We start from the raw sequence: 15,460 nt of genomic DNA on the forward strand, positions 1-15,460 counted from the left end.
CGGGCTCAGGACAGCGGCCATTCGTGCACCGGCACGTTCTCGTGCATCGGCGGCAGATAGCGGCGCAGCATCTCGTGCAGCGCGTCCTGCCGGTCCATGCCGTCGCCCTCGAGGGCGTGCAGGGTCTCCACCTGCCACGTCGCGCCGTTGCGGCCGGTCAGGCAGCGCTGCTCGATGATGCCGAGCAGCCGTTCGCGTTCCTTGCCCGACACGCCCCATGCCTCCAGGCCTTCATGGGCGAGCGGCAGCAGCCGGCGCAGCACGAGCTCCGAGACCGGTACGTAGCCGAGCCCCGGCCAGAAGACCGACGCGGCGAGGCCGTGCCGGGCGCACGAGTGGAAATTCTCCTCCGCGGCGCTGAACGACATCTGCGTCCAGACCGGACGCTCGGCCTCGGCCAGCATGCGGACGAGCCCGTAGTAGAAGGCGCCGTTGGCGACGGTGTCCACGACGGTCGGGCCGGCGGGCAGCACCCTGTTCTCCACCCGCAGATGCGGGCGGTCCCGCACCACCGCGTAGATCGGGCGGTTCCAGCGGTAGACGGTGCCGTTGTGCAGCCGCAGCTCGCTCAGCTGCGGGATGTCGCCGCTCTCCAGGATCTGCTCCGGGTCCTCCCCGTCGCAGATCGGCAGCAGCGCGGGGAAGTAGCGCACGTTCTCCTCGAACAGGTCGAAGACCGAGGTGATCCAGCGCTCGCCGAACCATACGCGCGGGCGTACGCCCTGGGCCCGGATCTCCTCCGAGCGGGTGTCGGTCGCCTGCTCGAACAGCGGGATGCGGGTCTCCCGCCACAGCTCCCGGCCGAACAGCAGCGGTGAGTTGGCGCCGAGGGCCACCTGTACGCCCGCGATCACCTGCGCGGCGTTCCAGTACGCGGCGAACTGCGCGGGACTGACCTGCAGGTGGAACTGGGTGCTGGTGCAGGCGGCCTCGGGCGCGATGGTGTCGGTGGTGACGGCGAGCCGGTCGATGCCGTCGATGCGGATGTCGAGGTCCTCGCCGCGGGCCGCGAAGATCTGCTCGTTGAGCAGCGCGTAGCGCGGGTTGGCCGAGAGCGCGTCCGCGGTCAGGTGTTCCTTGCGCAGCGTCGGCAGGATGCCGATCATCACCATGTGCGCCCCGGTACGCCGGGCGTGCTCCTCGGCGTTGTTGAGGCTGGCCCGCAGCTCGCGTTCCAGGTCGGCGTTCTCGTCGCCGGCCAGCCGCCGCGGCGCCACATTGATCTCGACGTTGAACTGGCCCAGCTCGGTCTGGAAGTCCGGGTCCTCGAGCGCGGCCAGCACCTCGGCGTTGCGCATCGCCGGGTCGGCGTTGCCGTCGACGAGGTTGAGCTCGATCTCCATGCCGGTCAGCGGCCGTTCGAACTCGAAGCGCGACTCGCGCAGCATCGAGGCGAACACGTCGAGGCTGCGGCGGATCTTCTGCCGGTACCTCGTCCGGTCCTCGCGGCTGAACTCCCGACGCTCGACCTCTTCGCCCACCGCGCACCGCCCTTCCGCGAGCCCATCCCTATGATCTGCCAGTCCGCCTCCCGGCGCACCCTGCACGTGCCCTTTTCCCAGCCTTCGCAATCGCTTTACAGACGCCCGCAAGACATCGAGACTGATCGTTGTCTTGTACCCGGTGGGGAGGCAACGATGCGCAGACTTTCCCGGATCCTCGCGGCGTCCATTCTGCTGGTCGCGGGGCTGGCAGGCCCGGCCGACGCGCGGGAGCGCGAGTCCGGCTGGACCACGGCATGGGCCACCGCGCCGGCCGCCGCGGTCTCCGGCGTGGAACAGGGGTACGCGGGCTTCACCATCCGCAACGTCGTCCACACCACGACCGGCGGCAGCAGCGTACGGATCCACCTGTCGAACCGGTTCGGCACGCAGCCGGTGCTGATGGGGCACGTCACGGTCGCCGTCTCCGCGCACACCGGCGGCCGCCGCGACGGCACCATCGACCCCAGCGACGGCTCCGCGCGGCCGGGGACGCTGCGCGACGTGCGGTTCCATGGGCGTACGTCGATCACCGTCCCGGCCCGGGCCGAGGTGCTCAGCGACCCCGTCGACCTGCCGGTGGCCGCCGACCGGGACGTGCTCGTCAGTACGTGGACACCGCAGCCGTCCGGCACCGTGACGTACCACCCCGCCGCGATGCAGGACTCCTTCTTCAGCCGCGGGCCGGCCGACCACGCGGGCGAGGAGAGCGCCACCGCATTCGGTGAGACGACGCGGGTCTGGCACTACGTCAACGGCGTCGACGTCTCCGGCGGCCCCGGCACGGTGGTCGCCCTGGGCGACTCCATCACCGACGGCGTCACCTCGACCTGGGGTGCCAACCGGCGGTGGACCGACTACCTCGCCGCCCGGCTCGCTGGCAGCCCGGTGCCCGACTACGGCGTCGCCAACTCCGGGATCAGCGGCAACCGGATCCTGCTGGACAGCAACGCGCCGGACTACACCATCTACAGCACCTTCGGCCCCAGCGCGCTGACCCGGCTGGACTGGGACGTGCTGGAGCGGGCCGGGGCGCGGACGGTCATCGTCTTCGAGGGCATCAACGACATCCAGCAGACCCCGCACCAGGACGACCCGGAGCAGATCATCGCCGGGCTGGCGCAGATCTCCGCCCAGTCGCACGCGCGGGGGCTGCGGGTCGTCGGCGCCACCATCATGGCGTGGAAGGGCTGGGGCTCCTGGACGCCCGAGCTCGAACGTACCCGGGTCGCCGTCAACGCGTGGATCCGTGCCGGCGGCGACGGGACCCTGGACGGCCTCGCCGACTTCGACGCCGCGACCCGCGACCCGGCGGATCCGCAGCGGCTGCTGCCGGCGTACGACAGCGGGGACCACCTGCACCCGAACGACGCCGGGGACCGGGCGATGGCCGCGGTGGTCCCGCTGTCGCGGCTCTGACCCCCGTCAGCTGATCCAGGCCGTCGTGACGGCGGCGGCCACGGCCAGGCCCAGCACGGCCTGGATCAGCAACCCCGGCCCGAGGTGGGACCACAGCGTCGGGATCCGCGGCGTGTACGGCTGCAGCGTCTCCAGGTTGAGGATCTGGTGCAGCTTCACCGGCAGGTCCGGGTCCTTCTGGGCGACGGTCCGCACCTGGACGAGGTCGCCGCGGTGCAGCGCCGACTGGGGGAGCTGGCCGTGCATCTCGACCTCGTACGTCTGCCCGAGGTCGTCGCGCAGCCGCACCGGCGTGACGAGATACTCGGGGCCCTTCTTGAGGTCCTTGAACTTGCGCCGCGTGCCGCCACCGCCGCGGCGCACGAGCGCGAGCAGCAGCGAGCCGAGCGTCTGGGCGATGGACGCCGTCACGAACACGGCGATGAGCAGCGGTTGCCCGACCCGGACCTCGCGGGTGTACGAGGCGCGGAAGCCGAGAAACCGCCCGGTGATGACCGGACCGGCGTGCCGGAGGATCCGCTCGCGGTACAGCTCGGTGTCATCCATGGGGATCACCTCCTGGGGGATGTCCTCATGGTACGGAGAGCGATGTTTCGACCACAGTGAGTGAATTCGCGACTCACGAACTCTCGCCCCCGCCTGTCGTGATCGTTTGGAGCGCCGCGGACCGGGAATCCCTCCGGTCCGTTCCTCTCGATCAGGAAGTGGCGCATGAAGCTGCCCTCGCCCCGAGGCCCCGTGTCGGACGCCGTCATCACGGCACTCACCCAGGCGCCGCACGAGTTCACCGCCGGCGTCCCGGACTCGGACGACGACCTGCATCTGAGCCTCTTCGTCCTCTACGAGCTGCACTACCGAGGCTGGGACGGGGTCGACGACACCTGGGAATGGCATCCGGGCATGCTCGCGCTGCGCGGCCGGCTGGAGGGGGACTTCGAGGCGGAACTGCGGCGGCTGCCCGTACCCGAGGACACCGACGACGTCCCCCACACGCTGATCGCCATGACCCGCGAGACCGGCGGCCCGTCGCTGTCCGGCTACGTCCGCGGCCGCGCCACCTACGAGCAGTTCCGCGAATTCGCCACCCACCGCTCCGTCTACCACCTGCGCGAGGCGGACCCCCACACCTTCGCGATCCCCCGGCTCGGCGGCAAGGCCAAGGCCGCCCTCATCGAGGTCCAGATCGACGAGTACGGCGGGGGCGCGGTCGGCCGCATGCACCAGGAGATGTTCAAGGACACGATGACCGCGCTCGGCCTCGACACCACGTACGGGGCGTACGTGGACCTGGTGCCGTGGCAGACCCTGGCGAACAACAACCTCATGTCGCTGTTCGGCCTGCACCGGCGGCTGCGCGGGGCGCTGCTCGGGCACCTGGCCGCGTACGAGATGACCTCGACCGGCCCCAACCGCGCGTACGGCAACGGCCTGCGCCGCCTCGGCGGCGACGAGAACGCCACGCGCTTCTACGACGAGCACGTCGAGGCGGACGCGGTCCACGAACAGATCGCGGCGTTCGACATGTGCGGCTCGTTCTGCAAGGCGGAACCGGAACTGGCCGGGGACGTCCTGTTCGGCGCCCGCTGCGTGCTGACGATGGAGGACCGCTGGGCGGAGTACGTACTGTCCCGCTGGGAGGCAGGGGAGTCGTCCCTGCGAACCTGACCCAGCCGGTGGTCGGTGCTGCCCGGTCCTCGTCGGCTCAGTCGGCGCGGGGGGCCGGGGTGTCGCGGCCGGTGCCGGCACGGAAGCCGATCGCTTTGTGCGTACCGTCGCAGAAAGGCTTGATGGCCGACTTCCCGCACCGGCAGAGCGCGACCGTGCTGCGACCCGGCTCGATCACCTGCCCGTCCGGAGTCCGCAGGACGAAATCCCCCCGCAGCAGCAACGGCCCGTCCTCATAAGGAACGACGACCGCCCCATGCTCATCAGCCCGCTCCGCCGCAACACCCATGGCGCGACGATGCCCCTGGCCCCCCACCGGCAAACCCCCGCCCACCCGTCCGTCTACCGATTGGGCAAAAGCGGCCCAGAGCTGCCCGGTTCACGGTGAACTGGACCCTGAACGCCTGTCACAGGCGAGCTACGGGGGTGGGACGGTATGGCCGTGAGCAGCACGAACTACATCAACCCGGACAGCGTCCTGGCCCGGACGGCCTGGGAGATGGTCCAGGCCCACGCGGGCGGCCGCGGCCCGCACGACGGCATCACGGTCTGCCCGGCCTGCGGCGAACCCCTGCCCTGCACCGCGGGCCTCGCAGCAGCAGAAGTGGTCGAGGCCGCCGGCCTCGCCGAATCGTCAGGCCTGATCGCGGCGGCCCGCGGCGGCCTGGGCAATTCCCCGGCCGGCCCCCCGACGACCGCGACCCAGCAGGCCACCGTAGCCCTCCCACCAGCAGCCACTCCGCCGCCTGCCCCCTCGGCGCCCGAGCCCACCCTCCCGTCCTTCTCGGCTCCCACCCCTGTCGCGGGACCGTCCTTCTCGGCTCCCACCTCTCCCGCGGGGCCGTCCTCTTCCACTCCCGCGCCCCACGCACCCTTCCCCCCGCCGCCTTCCTTCCCCCCGCCGCCTTCCTTCGCCCTCACACCGGCGCCGCTGTCCGAGCCGAAGTACGCGGATCCCAACCCGCCGGCCGACCTCGCGTCGCTGACTCCGCCGCCCACTCCACCCACGCTGACATCGCCGCCGGCCCCGCCCACGCTGACTCCGCCGCCTCCCCAGCCCACGCTGACGTCGCCGCCGGCCCCGCCCACGCTGATTCCGCCGCCTCCCCAGCCCACGCTGACGTCGCCGCCGGCCCCGCCCACGCTGACTCCGCCACCTGCCCCGCCCAGGCCGACTCCGGCGCCGGACCTGGCCTCGTTGACTCCGCCGGCTGGTCCTGGTTCGCTGAGCTCGCCGGGCGGCCCCGCCACCTCGACCCCGCCACATGGCCCAGGCTCACTGACTCCGCCGCCGCTCAAATCCGCCTCGCCGGGGCTGCCGCCGGTCGACGCCGCCCGCGAACCGATCGCGCCGCCGCCATCCGACCGCTCCCGCAACGAACCTTCCGGCCCGTCCTTCTCGGCGCCGGCCCCGGAGCTGCCGGATGAAACCGCCGCACCCTCGGGTCTGGGCCCGGCACCACAGCCGTCCGCCTTCCCGGGCGCCCTCGCTCCGCAGCCCCCCGTCGAGCGGTCCGGTTTCCCGGGGGCTCCGGCTCCGCAGCCGTCGGTCGAGCAGTCCGGTCTCCTGGGGGCTCCGGCTCCGCAGCCGTCGGTCGAGCAGTCCGGTCTCCTGGGGGCTCCGGCTCCCCAGCCCCCCGTCGAGCAGTCCGGCTTTCCGGAAGCTCCGGCACCGCAGCCGTTCACCGAGCAGCCCGGTCTCCTCGGAGCCCCGGCGCCGACGAGCTGGCCGCACGTCTCCGAGGCGCCGGAGGCCCCGCGGAACGGAGCGCAGCCGCCGGGTGCCCCGCCTTCACCGGAGCCGGAAGAGCGGCGCCGCCAGATCCCGGACGTCGACCCGCTCCTGCTCGGCCCGCCGCTGTTCATCCAGCAGAATCGGCCTCTCGACGCACCCCGCTTCACCCCGACGGCCCGGCCGCAGGAACCGCTGGTCTCGCCCTACCACCCGGGTGAGGCGCCGCCGGTCAAACCGTTCCACCCCGCTGACCTCGACGCGTCGGCGGCGCCCGGCCCTACCCCCGCCGGAGAGGCTCAGCCGGCCGATGCCACGCCGGACGCCTCCGGCCTGACACCACCGCCCGCGGCCACGCCGGCCCCAGCTTCCGATCTCCCGCAGGCCGGCGCGGCCTCGGGCCTCGCGCAGGCCGGCGGGGCGTCGGGCCTCGCGCAGGCCGGCGGAGCGTCGGGCCTCTCGCAGGCTTCCGGTGGCTCGGGACTCTCGCAGGCCGCTGGGACGCCGGGTCTTTCGGGGGGCGCCACGGGTTCCGGTCTCCCGCAGCCCGCTGCGGCTTCCGGTCTTGGCCAGCCGGCGCCCGCTGCCGCCTCACTGTCCGGTCTTCAACAGGCTGCCGCGGCCCTGAATCCTGCGGAGACCGGCGCCGCCTCGGGTCTTTCGCAGGCTGCCCCGGCGCCATCAGCGTCCGGTCTTTCCCCAGCGGGTCAGGCGCCGACCGGCCCGGCGGCCCCGCCCACGGGCGCCCCGCCGGCCCCGCCGGCGCCGGCCCCGAGTGGCCTGACGGCTCCTGCTCCGAGTGGCCTGGCGGCTCCGGCGGCTCCGGCGGCTCCGGGCGGCCTGGCTGCTTCGGCGGTTCCGGGCGCCCCGGCGGCCTCGGCTTCGCCTGCAGCGCCGGAAACCCCGTCGCCGCCGGCCACCTCCAGCGTGTCGGCAGCCGAGAGCGTGTTTCTCCGGGCTACGCCGGCGGCACGCACCCGGCCCCCGCTCGAGCCACCCAAGATGGGTCAGGTGAACCGCCCTGTCGGCGACGGGGAGTCCACGAGGCCACCGGCAGCCCAGCAAGCCGGTCCCGCCACCTCGGGTCTGGGTCAGCAAGCACCCACGCCGTCGGGTCTCGGGCAGCAGGGGGCTGCGCCGTCGGGTTCGGGGCAGCAGGGTGGTGCGCCGTCGGGTCTTGGTCTGGGCGAGGGTGAGTCGGCGTCTTCGCAGCCGGCGCCGCGGGCGAAGCGGCCGCCGCTCGAGCCGCCGGACATGGGTCAGCTCAACCGTCCGGCCGAGGGTGCGCCGGCCGAGCCGACCGGTGCCTCGACCGGGCAGCCGCAGCGTCCGGCTGCGGGCGGCGACGCCCCGCGGACCGTTCCCGGCTGGGACCCTCCGAAGAACGACGGGGAGACGCCGAGCGGACTTCCGTCCCGTCCCCAGCAATGAGGTCCGGCTGAGCGCGCCCGACACCCCGCGGCGGGGCCTGCGGTACGACACGAAGGCGCCTCGGTGTGACATGCCATGCCGCTCGCCGTGGGGGGACGTACACTGTGCGTCACGATTCTGGTCGATGTGTTTTGGCCCGGTGGGTCCGGGGCAGTAGCGTCGGCGGAAGACGGATGACTCGGGCGGGCACGGGGGTCGTTCGCCTGAGGTCGCTGCATCGGAATCTCCGAGGCGGCCCACCTGTGGGGGCGCCGAGGGACCGCGCCAGGTCGAGGGGGATCAGCATGCCCGCGCAGGACGACACGCAGACGCGTGTTCTGGAGGATCTGGACGCCGCCGCGATCGATTACGCGACGCGGATGGCCGGTGCCTCGGGCGCGGAGCGCGCCGTTCTGCGGGATGCTCTCACCCGTACCTGTCTGCCCTTCGCCGGCCGGATGGCCCGCCGCTATCGTGGCCGGGGGGAGTCCCTGGAGGACCTCGAGCAGGTCGCGCGGCTCGGTCTGGTCAAGGCCATCGACCGGTACGACCCCGAGCGCGGTTCCTTCACGGCGTACGCCGTCATCACGATCTCCGGTGAGATCAAGCGGCACTTCCGGGACCGGACCTGGGGGGTTCATGTGCCCCGGCGCATCCAGGATCTGAGCCTGGAGGTCGGGCACGCCTCGATGGTGCTGACCACCGAGCTGTCGCGCACACCCACCCCGCTGGAGCTGGCCGAACGCCTGAAGGTGAGCGAGGCGGCGGTGATGGAGGCGCTCGAGTCCGCGGCCGGCTATTCGCCTTCCTCGCTGAACGCGCCGGCCGGCGGGGACGGCCCCGTGGAGTTCGGGGATCTGCTCGGCGGTCATGACAGCGATCTGGAGATGGTCGACGACAAGCTGACCGTCGCCGGGTTGCTGCTGCGCCTGCCCGCCCGCGAGCGGCGGATGCTGGCGATGCGGTTCTACGGCAACCGCACCCAGGCGGAGATCGCCGCCGAGCTCGGCATCTCCCAGATGCATGTGTCGCGGCTGCTGAGCCGGTCGCTCGCCTGGCTGCGGGAGGCGATGCTCAGCGACGCGCTGCCGCGCTGGGAGGGTGCGAACGGGCCCGCCGACATCCACGGTATGCAGGTCAATGTGGAGCGCGGCAACGGCGCGCTCACCGTACGGGTGCACGGCGAGGTCGACCGGGACACGGCCGAGCGGCTGCGTACCTCGCTGCGGCACGCGATCTCCACGGCCGGCGGTGACCGTCTGGTGATCGACCTGGCCGGCGTGCCACTGATCGACGCCGCCGGTGTCGCCGTGCTGGTGGATACCGCGTCGGCGGCGGGGTCCGGGCTCGTTCTCACCGGTGCCCAGCCGTACGTCGCCCGCATCCTCGCGGTGTCCGGCCTGCAGAATCTGCTGGGCCAGGGCTGACCGCGGCTCAGCGGACGGCCAGGGACGCCCAGACGACCTTGCCGCCGTCGCAGGGCAGCCAGCCCCAGGAGTGCGCGGTCGCCTCCACCAGGAGCAGCCCGCGTCCGTCGGCGGCGGCGGGCGTGGTGGTGGCGCGCAGTTCCGGCGGCTTCACGGCGCCGTCGCGGACCGCGATGTGCAGGTAGCGGCCTCGGATGCTCATCCGCAGCGTCATCATGGTGTGCGCGTGGTCGACGCCGTTGCTGGCCAGTTCGCTGGCGATCAGGCTGGCCGGAGCGACGAGGTGGGGCAGCTCCCAGCGCAGGCACGCGTCGGTGGCCACGTTGCGCGCCTGCCGGGCGGCGCCTCTTATCGGCAGCAGGTCGTCGGTGATGGTCGGCAGCACCGTTCGGTCGTCGGCGAGCATGCTCCGGGCGATGTCGACGGTGTCGATGAGCGCCATCTGACGGTTGGTCGCCAGCCCGAGGGCCTGCCGGGTCTCCGGGCGAGGGGCGCAGAGCACCACCGGGATGGCGGGCCAGCGTGCGGCCTGCCGGGCGACCGAGGGGAACACCGAGAGGGCGAGCGGCTCCGCGACGGAGAGCTCCGAGAGGTCCAGCATCAATGCGTCGGGGTGCTCAGCGATGCATTTCAGCAAGGAGTGGCGCAGCGGCGCCACATCGAGCAGATCGAGCCGGCCGGAAAGGCCGACGAGCAACCGTCCGCCGTCCGCCGTCACCCGTGTCTCGACGCTCACCGCTGGTCCCTCCATGCCCAGTGAAGCCTTCGCATACCCGACCCTGCGGAGGTGAAACTGTCAGGTGTCGTCGGCCTCCATCACAATGATCGCACCTTCCGTCTCCTTGGCGCTGTCCTGGGCGCGGAGGGGGGCGCAGGCCACCCGGACCACGACCGGGCGGCCCCGCCGGTTGACCGCGTCGACGGACACCTCACCGGAGCTGCCGTCCTCGCCCAGCGATCCCCGCAGCATCGGCTTCAGCTGTTCGAACGGCAGGCCGATGTCGAGGTTCAGGAAGTGCTGGCCGACGACCTCGCTGGTGCGCAGGCCCCAGAGGTCTTCCGCGCGCCGGTTCCACATCCGGATGCGCAGGTCGCGGTCCACGACGGCCACTGCGGCGCGCAGGCTGGTCAGCACCGTCTCCAGGAACGAGTTCGCCTCGTCGAGCTGGACGGTGCTGATCCTCAGCTGGTCGTTGATGCTCTGCAGCTCGTCGTTGGTCGACTGGAGCTCCTCGTTCATCGTCTCCAGTTCCTCGTTGGTCGACTGGAGTTCCTCGTTGGTGGTCTCCAACTCCTCGACCGTCGACTGGAGTTCCTCGTTCGTGGTCTCCAACTCCTCGTTGGTGGACTGGAGCTCCTCGTACGCGGCCTCGAGCTGCTGGTTGGCGTGTTCCAGCTCCTCCTGCAGGCGCCGCGCGGCCGTGACGTCGTGGAAGATCAGGTTGACGCCCAGCAGGCTGCCGTCGCTGCCCGTCAGCGGGCTGACCTCGACCTCGAGGTGGGTGAGGTCGCCGTTGCGCCCGTACTCGATGTCGGTGATGCGCAGCGTGCGCCGTTCGAGCTGGGCCCGTTCGATGTAGCGGCGCAGCTCCGCCGGCCGGTACGACAGGTCGAGGTCGCGGAAGGGCCGCCCGATGTCCCGGGAGGACACTCCGAACAGCTTCTCTAGGCTGCGGTTGGTCAGCGCCACCGATCCGTCGGAGGCGAGGCCGAGCTGGGCGAGCGGGCTCCCCGCGAACGCCTCGGTCCGCAGCTCGTCGAGACCGGCGACCCCGACGGCGGCTTCCGGGAGGGGTTCGGCGAAGGCGGGGCCGGCGATCGGCGTGACGCGCGGAACCCGGAGGAACACCCGGCGCTTGAGGTCCATGGGCGTGAACAGGGTGCCGTGACTGAGCAGCATCTCGGCCTTGCCGAGGAAGAGCACGCCGCCGTTGGCGAGGGCGAAGTGGAACCGCGACAGGATTTTCGCCTGCGTCTCCGCGTTGAAGTACATCAGCGTGTTGCGGCAGGTCAGCAGGTCGATGCGGGAGATCGGGGCGTCCTGCACGAGATCGTTACGGCCGAAGATCACCGAGCGCCGCAGGTCCTTGCGAAACGTGAATCGGTTGCCGGTCTGCTCGAAGTACCTGCCCGTGAGCTCCGGCGGCACCGCCTGCATCTCGCGCTGGCCGAAGGTGGCCTGGCGAGCCTCGTTGAGCTGTTCCTCGTCCACATCGGTCGCGTAGATCTTCACCCGCTCGCGGAAGGCGTCGGCGCCCATGATCTCGGCGAGCAAGATCGCCAGCGTGTAGGCCTCCTCGCCGGACGCGCATCCGGCGGACCATACGCGGAGGGGCTGGCCGGGGGCCCCGTTCGCCACCATCGGCTCGAGCACCTGGGTGCGCAGGTAGCTCCAGGCGTCGGGATCCCGGAAGAAGCCCGTGACGTTGATCAGAATGGTGTTGAACAACAGGGTGAACTCGTCCGGGTGCACCTGCAGGTAGTCCAGGTATTCCGGGTAGTCGGCGGCGGCCACCTGGGACATACGCCGATTCACCCTGCGCATGAGGCTGGAGCGTTTGTAGCCGGTGAAGTCGAAACCCCGCGACTCCTTCAGGTAGAGGAGCAGCGTCTCGAAATCCGGGTCGACCGAGTTCACGCTCCGACCGTATCGCAAGGCCCGCTCCGAGGTCAGGACGAGGATGCCGCGTCGCGCGGCGTCGACGAGCCGAGCCGCTCGATCAGCCGGCGGATCGCCGCGCCGGCGTCCTCGGCGTCACGGGCCATGTGGTGGTAGCGGTCGGTGGTCCCCGGGAGCCGGGAACCCCTGGCGGCCATCCGCCGGCTCAGGGCGGACTTCTCCTCCAGCGCGCGCAGCGCCATCCACAGGGCCCCCTCCAGGGCGAGCGCCTGCTCGTCGATCAGGCTCTCGGGGGACCAGGCATGCCCGATCCGGCAGCGGTAGCGGGGCACCCGCTGCTCCGGGAGTTGGAACAGGCTGCCGCCGCAGGAGGGGCAGCCGAATCCGGCCGGGGTGGCGTCGAGATCTTCGGTGGTCAGGGGTCGCAGCTCGGATATCGCCACTTCGGCCTCGAGCAGCTTGTCGTCCTCGCGAGGGAGGGGGTCGGGCAGATCCATGGCGGTGATCCCGGCGAGGAGGCCGCCAATCTTGGCGGCGGGCACGATGTGGTCCGGTGTCACGTGGGCCATTGCCGCACGGGGCATCCAGGGATAGAGCGCGTCGTCCGGGTCCTGCACGACAGCCGTGCCCCCTCGGGCGGTGATGCTCGCCAGCCCGGCGGCGCCGTCGTCCCGGGAACCGGAGAGCACGACCCCCACGGCGCGTTCAGCGTACGCCCGGGCCACGGAGCGGAACAACGGGTCGACCGCGGGACGGTGGCCGTTCTCGGCGGGGCCGCGGGTGAGCCGGATCCGCCCCTCCAGGACCAGCAAGTGATGGTCGTTGGGAGCCACGAAGATCCGGCCCGGTTCCAGTTGGTCACCGTCGACCGCGGCCGTGGCTTGCAACGGGCCGCTGCGGGACAGGATGGCGGGCAGCGCGCTGGGCGACTCGCGGGGCACGTGCAAGACCACCAGGAGGGTACCGGGGTATTCCGGCGGGAGCCCACCCACCAGGGCGCGAAGGGCCTCCACACCACCGGCGGAGGCGCCGACGGCGATCACATCGCGGTGTTCGGCAGTCACGCCGCTCCCGTCGTGAGTTTCGTCCAGACCACCTTACCGTCGGGAACCGGCAGCACACCCCAGGCGTCGGTGAGTTCTCGGACGAGATGCAGGCCGCGGCCGCCCGCGTCGGTGAAGGCCGGATCCCTGGGCCGCGGCAGCCGCCGGCTGCCGTCGCGCACCGTCAGGTAGAGCAACCCGTCGCGCAGGCCGAGAGAGAGTTCCATGGTGGTGTGGGCGTGGCGCACCACGTTCGCCACCAGTTCGGTCGCCACCAGCCCGACGGTGGCGGCGAGCTCCCTGACCTGCCAGGCGGCGCAGGCCTGGGACACGAGCTGGCGCACCTGGCGACAGGCGTCGGGCACGGGGCGCAGCCGCACCCGGATCCGGCGCTCCGGCTCGTCCCGCCGCTCGGCCGCGGCCAGCGCCTTCTCGCAGTTCTCCTCGGTGCTCAGCGCATGGCAGCCGGGCCAGTCGCGGATCGTCCGGGCGGTCTCGGGCTCGGCCCCGCACAGCACCACCGGTACGGCGGGCCACTCGGCCGTCCGGCAGATGATCGCGCTGAGCACGTCCAGGGCGCCGGGGTCGGCGACCTCGAGCTCGCTGACGTCGACCAGCAGCGCCTCCGGCTGGGCCGACAGGCTGCGCGTCACGGCGTGTTCCAGGGCGTCGCCGGTCATCGTGTCGAGCACTCCGCTGACCCGCAGGACGGCGACCGGGAGGTCCTGCTCCGGGCGGCAGACGAGCTGGCTCGACATGTGCCCCCTTTTGTCACCGTCGCGTCGTGTCCGTCACGTCGTTCGCATCCATTGCCCGCCGACATCCCAGGGCAAACGCGCGAGGTCACGCGGACTGGAACTGCCGCGGGCCGGATACGCTCTCCGACATGGACGCCAGCGGAGTTGGTCTGCCCGCGCTCCTGCCCTACCTGCGCCGATACCGGTTCACCCTGGCCGCCGTCGCCGTGCTGTCCCTGGCCGGTGCCGCGGCCGCGCTGGTGCAACCCCTCCTGGTGCGTACCGTGCTCGACGACATCTCGGCGGGCCGCCCGGCCGGCGCCGCGGTGGCCCTGCTCGTCGCGCTGCTGCTCACCGGGGCCGCGCTCGGCGGCATTCGCGACTTCCTGCTGCAGCGCACGGCCGAGGGCGTCGTCCTGACCACCCGGCGGCGGCTTGCGTCCCATCTGCTGCGGCTGCCGATCCCCGAGTACGACGCCCGGCGCACCGGCGATCTCCTCTCCCGGGTCGGCGCGGACACCACCCTGCTGCGGGCCGTCGTCACGTCCGGGTTGCTGGAGGTGGTCACGGGCGTGGTCATGGTGACCGGCGCGACCGTCGCCATGGCGGTCCTCGACCCGCTGCTGCTCGGCGTCGCCGTGGCCGGCCTCGCGGTCGGCATGGGTGTGGCGATCACCGCCTCCCGCCGGGTACGCGGGCTCTCCCGGGAGGCGCAGGCGCGGCTAGGCGAGATGACCTCGGCGGTGGAGCGGTCGATCACGGCCGTCCGCACCATCCGGGCCGGCGGGGCCGAGGACCGCGAGGCCGAGATCGTGGGGCGCAGCGCGGCCGAGGCGTACGCGGCCGGCGTGCGCGTGGCCCGCCTCGAGGCGCTGATCGGCCCGGCGGCGACCGCGGCGACCCAGGGCGCGTTCCTGCTGGTGCTGGGCGTCGGCGGGGCCCGGGTGGCGGCCGGCGCGCTCACCGTCGGCGACCTGGTGGCGTTCATCCTGTTCCTCTTCTTCCTGGTGCTCCCGCTGGGCCAGGCGCTGCACGCGTACACCCGGCTGCAGACCGGCCTCGGCGCCTTGCAGCGGATCGAGGAGGTGCTCGCCCTGCCGGTGGAGACCGCGGGCGACGCGACGACGGCACCGGCCCCGGCCCTGGGAAGAGACCCGGACGCGCTCGCGTTCGAGCACGTCACGTTCGCCTACCCGGGCGGCGGCGAGGTGCTGCACGACGTCAGCTTCACCGTCCCGCGCGGCTCCCGGGTCGCCCTGGTCGGGCCCTCGGGCGCGGGCAAGTCCACGACCCTGGCCCTCGTCGAGCGCTTCTACGAGACCACCGGCGGGACCATCCGCGTGGACGGCAACGACATCCGCGAGCTGCCCCGGCGGGTGCTGCGCGGCCGGCTCGGCTACGTCGAGCAGGAGGCACCCGTGCTGGCCGGCACGCTGCGCGACAACCTTCTGATCACCGCACCGGACGCCGACGACGCCCGGCTGCTGCGCGCCCTCGACGAGGTCAACCTGGGCGTGCTCGTCACCCGTACGCCGGAGGGCCTGGACGTGCAGGTGGGCGAGGGCGGCGTACTGCTCTCCGGCGGAGAACGCCAGCGTCTCGCGATCGCCCGGGCCCTGCTCGCCGACGCGCCGATCCTGCTGCTCGACGAACCCACCAGCAACCTCGACGCGCGCAACGAGGCGGCCCTGCGCGAGGCGATCGCGAACGCCGCGGTGCGCCGTACGCTGGTCGTCGTGGCCCACCGGCTGTCCACGGTGATCGACAGCGACCGCATCGTCGTGCTGGAGGCGGGCCGGGTCGTCGCCCAGGGCACCCACGGCGAGCTGGTCGAGTCCAGCCCGCTCTACCGCGAGCTGGCGGCCCACCAACTGCTGGTTCCGTGAACGGCGCGGGAGTCGGCGCCCCGCCCGCAGGAAAGTGAAG

General features: G+C 72.3%; 12 protein-coding genes. 5 read left to right on the plus strand and 7 right to left on the minus strand.

What is annotated here, in order from left to right; translation table 11 throughout:
* Nucleotides 1-5 precede the first annotated feature (5 nt).
* Entirely contained in the window at nucleotides 6-1,481 is a 1,476-nt protein-coding gene (locus AB0368_RS00140) for a glutamate--cysteine ligase (RefSeq protein ID WP_366151525.1), read from the minus strand.
* A 156-nt stretch (nucleotides 1,482-1,637) separates the two neighbouring features.
* Between AB0368_RS00140 and AB0368_RS00145 the strand changes: the two genes are divergently transcribed.
* On the plus strand, nucleotides 1,638-2,900 hold the full coding sequence (locus tag AB0368_RS00145; protein ID WP_366151526.1) for an SGNH/GDSL hydrolase family protein: 1,263 nt from the start codon (nucleotides 1,638-1,640) through the stop codon (nucleotides 2,898-2,900).
* Between the two features lie 6 nt (nucleotides 2,901-2,906).
* Here the strand turns inward: AB0368_RS00145 and AB0368_RS00150 are convergent, their stop codons facing one another.
* Nucleotides 2,907-3,446, minus strand: coding sequence for a hypothetical protein (locus AB0368_RS00150; RefSeq protein WP_366151527.1), 540 nt, complete (start codon nucleotides 3,444-3,446; stop codon nucleotides 2,907-2,909).
* A gap of 165 nt (nucleotides 3,447-3,611) precedes the next feature.
* Between AB0368_RS00150 and AB0368_RS00155 the strand changes: the two genes are divergently transcribed.
* A complete protein-coding gene (locus tag AB0368_RS00155) occupies nucleotides 3,612-4,565 on the plus strand; it encodes an iron-containing redox enzyme family protein (RefSeq protein ID WP_366151528.1) in 954 nt (317 codons plus the stop codon).
* Between the two features lie 37 nt (nucleotides 4,566-4,602).
* Here AB0368_RS00155 and AB0368_RS00160 read toward each other — a convergent pair whose 3' ends face one another.
* A complete protein-coding gene (locus AB0368_RS00160) occupies nucleotides 4,603-4,854 on the minus strand; it encodes a CDGSH iron-sulfur domain-containing protein (RefSeq protein WP_366151529.1) in 252 nt (83 codons plus the stop codon).
* A gap of 2,454 nt (nucleotides 4,855-7,308) precedes the next feature.
* Here AB0368_RS00160 and AB0368_RS00165 point away from each other — a divergent pair.
* Both AB0368_RS00165 and AB0368_RS00170 read left to right on the plus strand, forming a co-directional pair.
* Nucleotides 7,309-7,728: a hypothetical protein gene (locus AB0368_RS00165; protein WP_366151530.1), complete on the plus strand. Its 420-nt coding sequence runs from the start codon at nucleotides 7,309-7,311 to the stop codon at nucleotides 7,726-7,728.
* A 284-nt stretch (nucleotides 7,729-8,012) separates the two neighbouring features.
* Entirely contained in the window at nucleotides 8,013-9,134 is a 1,122-nt protein-coding gene (locus AB0368_RS00170) for a SigB/SigF/SigG family RNA polymerase sigma factor (protein ID WP_366151531.1), read from the plus strand.
* Nucleotides 9,135-9,141: 7 nt separating this feature from the next.
* Here the strand turns inward: AB0368_RS00170 and AB0368_RS00175 are convergent, their stop codons facing one another.
* The 4 genes from AB0368_RS00175 to AB0368_RS00190 are packed head-to-tail and all read right to left on the minus strand — an operon-like array spanning nucleotide 9,142 to nucleotide 13,555.
* Complete coding sequence (locus tag AB0368_RS00175) at nucleotides 9,142-9,870, minus strand: ATP-binding protein (protein WP_366151532.1); 729 nt, start codon at nucleotides 9,868-9,870, stop codon at nucleotides 9,142-9,144.
* A gap of 60 nt (nucleotides 9,871-9,930) precedes the next feature.
* A complete protein-coding gene (locus AB0368_RS00180; protein ID WP_366151533.1) occupies nucleotides 9,931-11,772 on the minus strand; it encodes a CheR family methyltransferase in 1,842 nt (613 codons plus the stop codon).
* A gap of 32 nt (nucleotides 11,773-11,804) precedes the next feature.
* Nucleotides 11,805-12,818, minus strand: a complete 1,014-nt coding sequence (locus AB0368_RS00185; protein ID WP_366151534.1) for a chemotaxis protein CheB — start codon at nucleotides 12,816-12,818, stop codon at nucleotides 11,805-11,807.
* Nucleotides 12,815-13,555 (minus strand): ATP-binding protein, encoded by a 741-nt coding sequence (locus AB0368_RS00190; protein ID WP_366151535.1) that lies wholly within the window; start codon nucleotides 13,553-13,555, stop codon nucleotides 12,815-12,817. Before AB0368_RS00190 ends, AB0368_RS00185 begins: the two co-directional genes overlap by 4 nt.
* A gap of 128 nt (nucleotides 13,556-13,683) precedes the next feature.
* Here AB0368_RS00190 and AB0368_RS00195 point away from each other — a divergent pair, with 128 nt between their 5' ends.
* Complete coding sequence (locus AB0368_RS00195) at nucleotides 13,684-15,420, plus strand: ABC transporter ATP-binding protein (protein ID WP_366151536.1); 1,737 nt, start codon at nucleotides 13,684-13,686, stop codon at nucleotides 15,418-15,420.
* The last annotated feature ends 40 nt before the right edge of the window (nucleotides 15,421-15,460 follow it).

The sequence above is a fragment of the Actinoplanes sp. NPDC051475 genome (assembly GCF_040689425.1).
Taxonomy (GTDB): domain Bacteria; phylum Actinomycetota; class Actinomycetes; order Mycobacteriales; family Micromonosporaceae; genus Actinoplanes.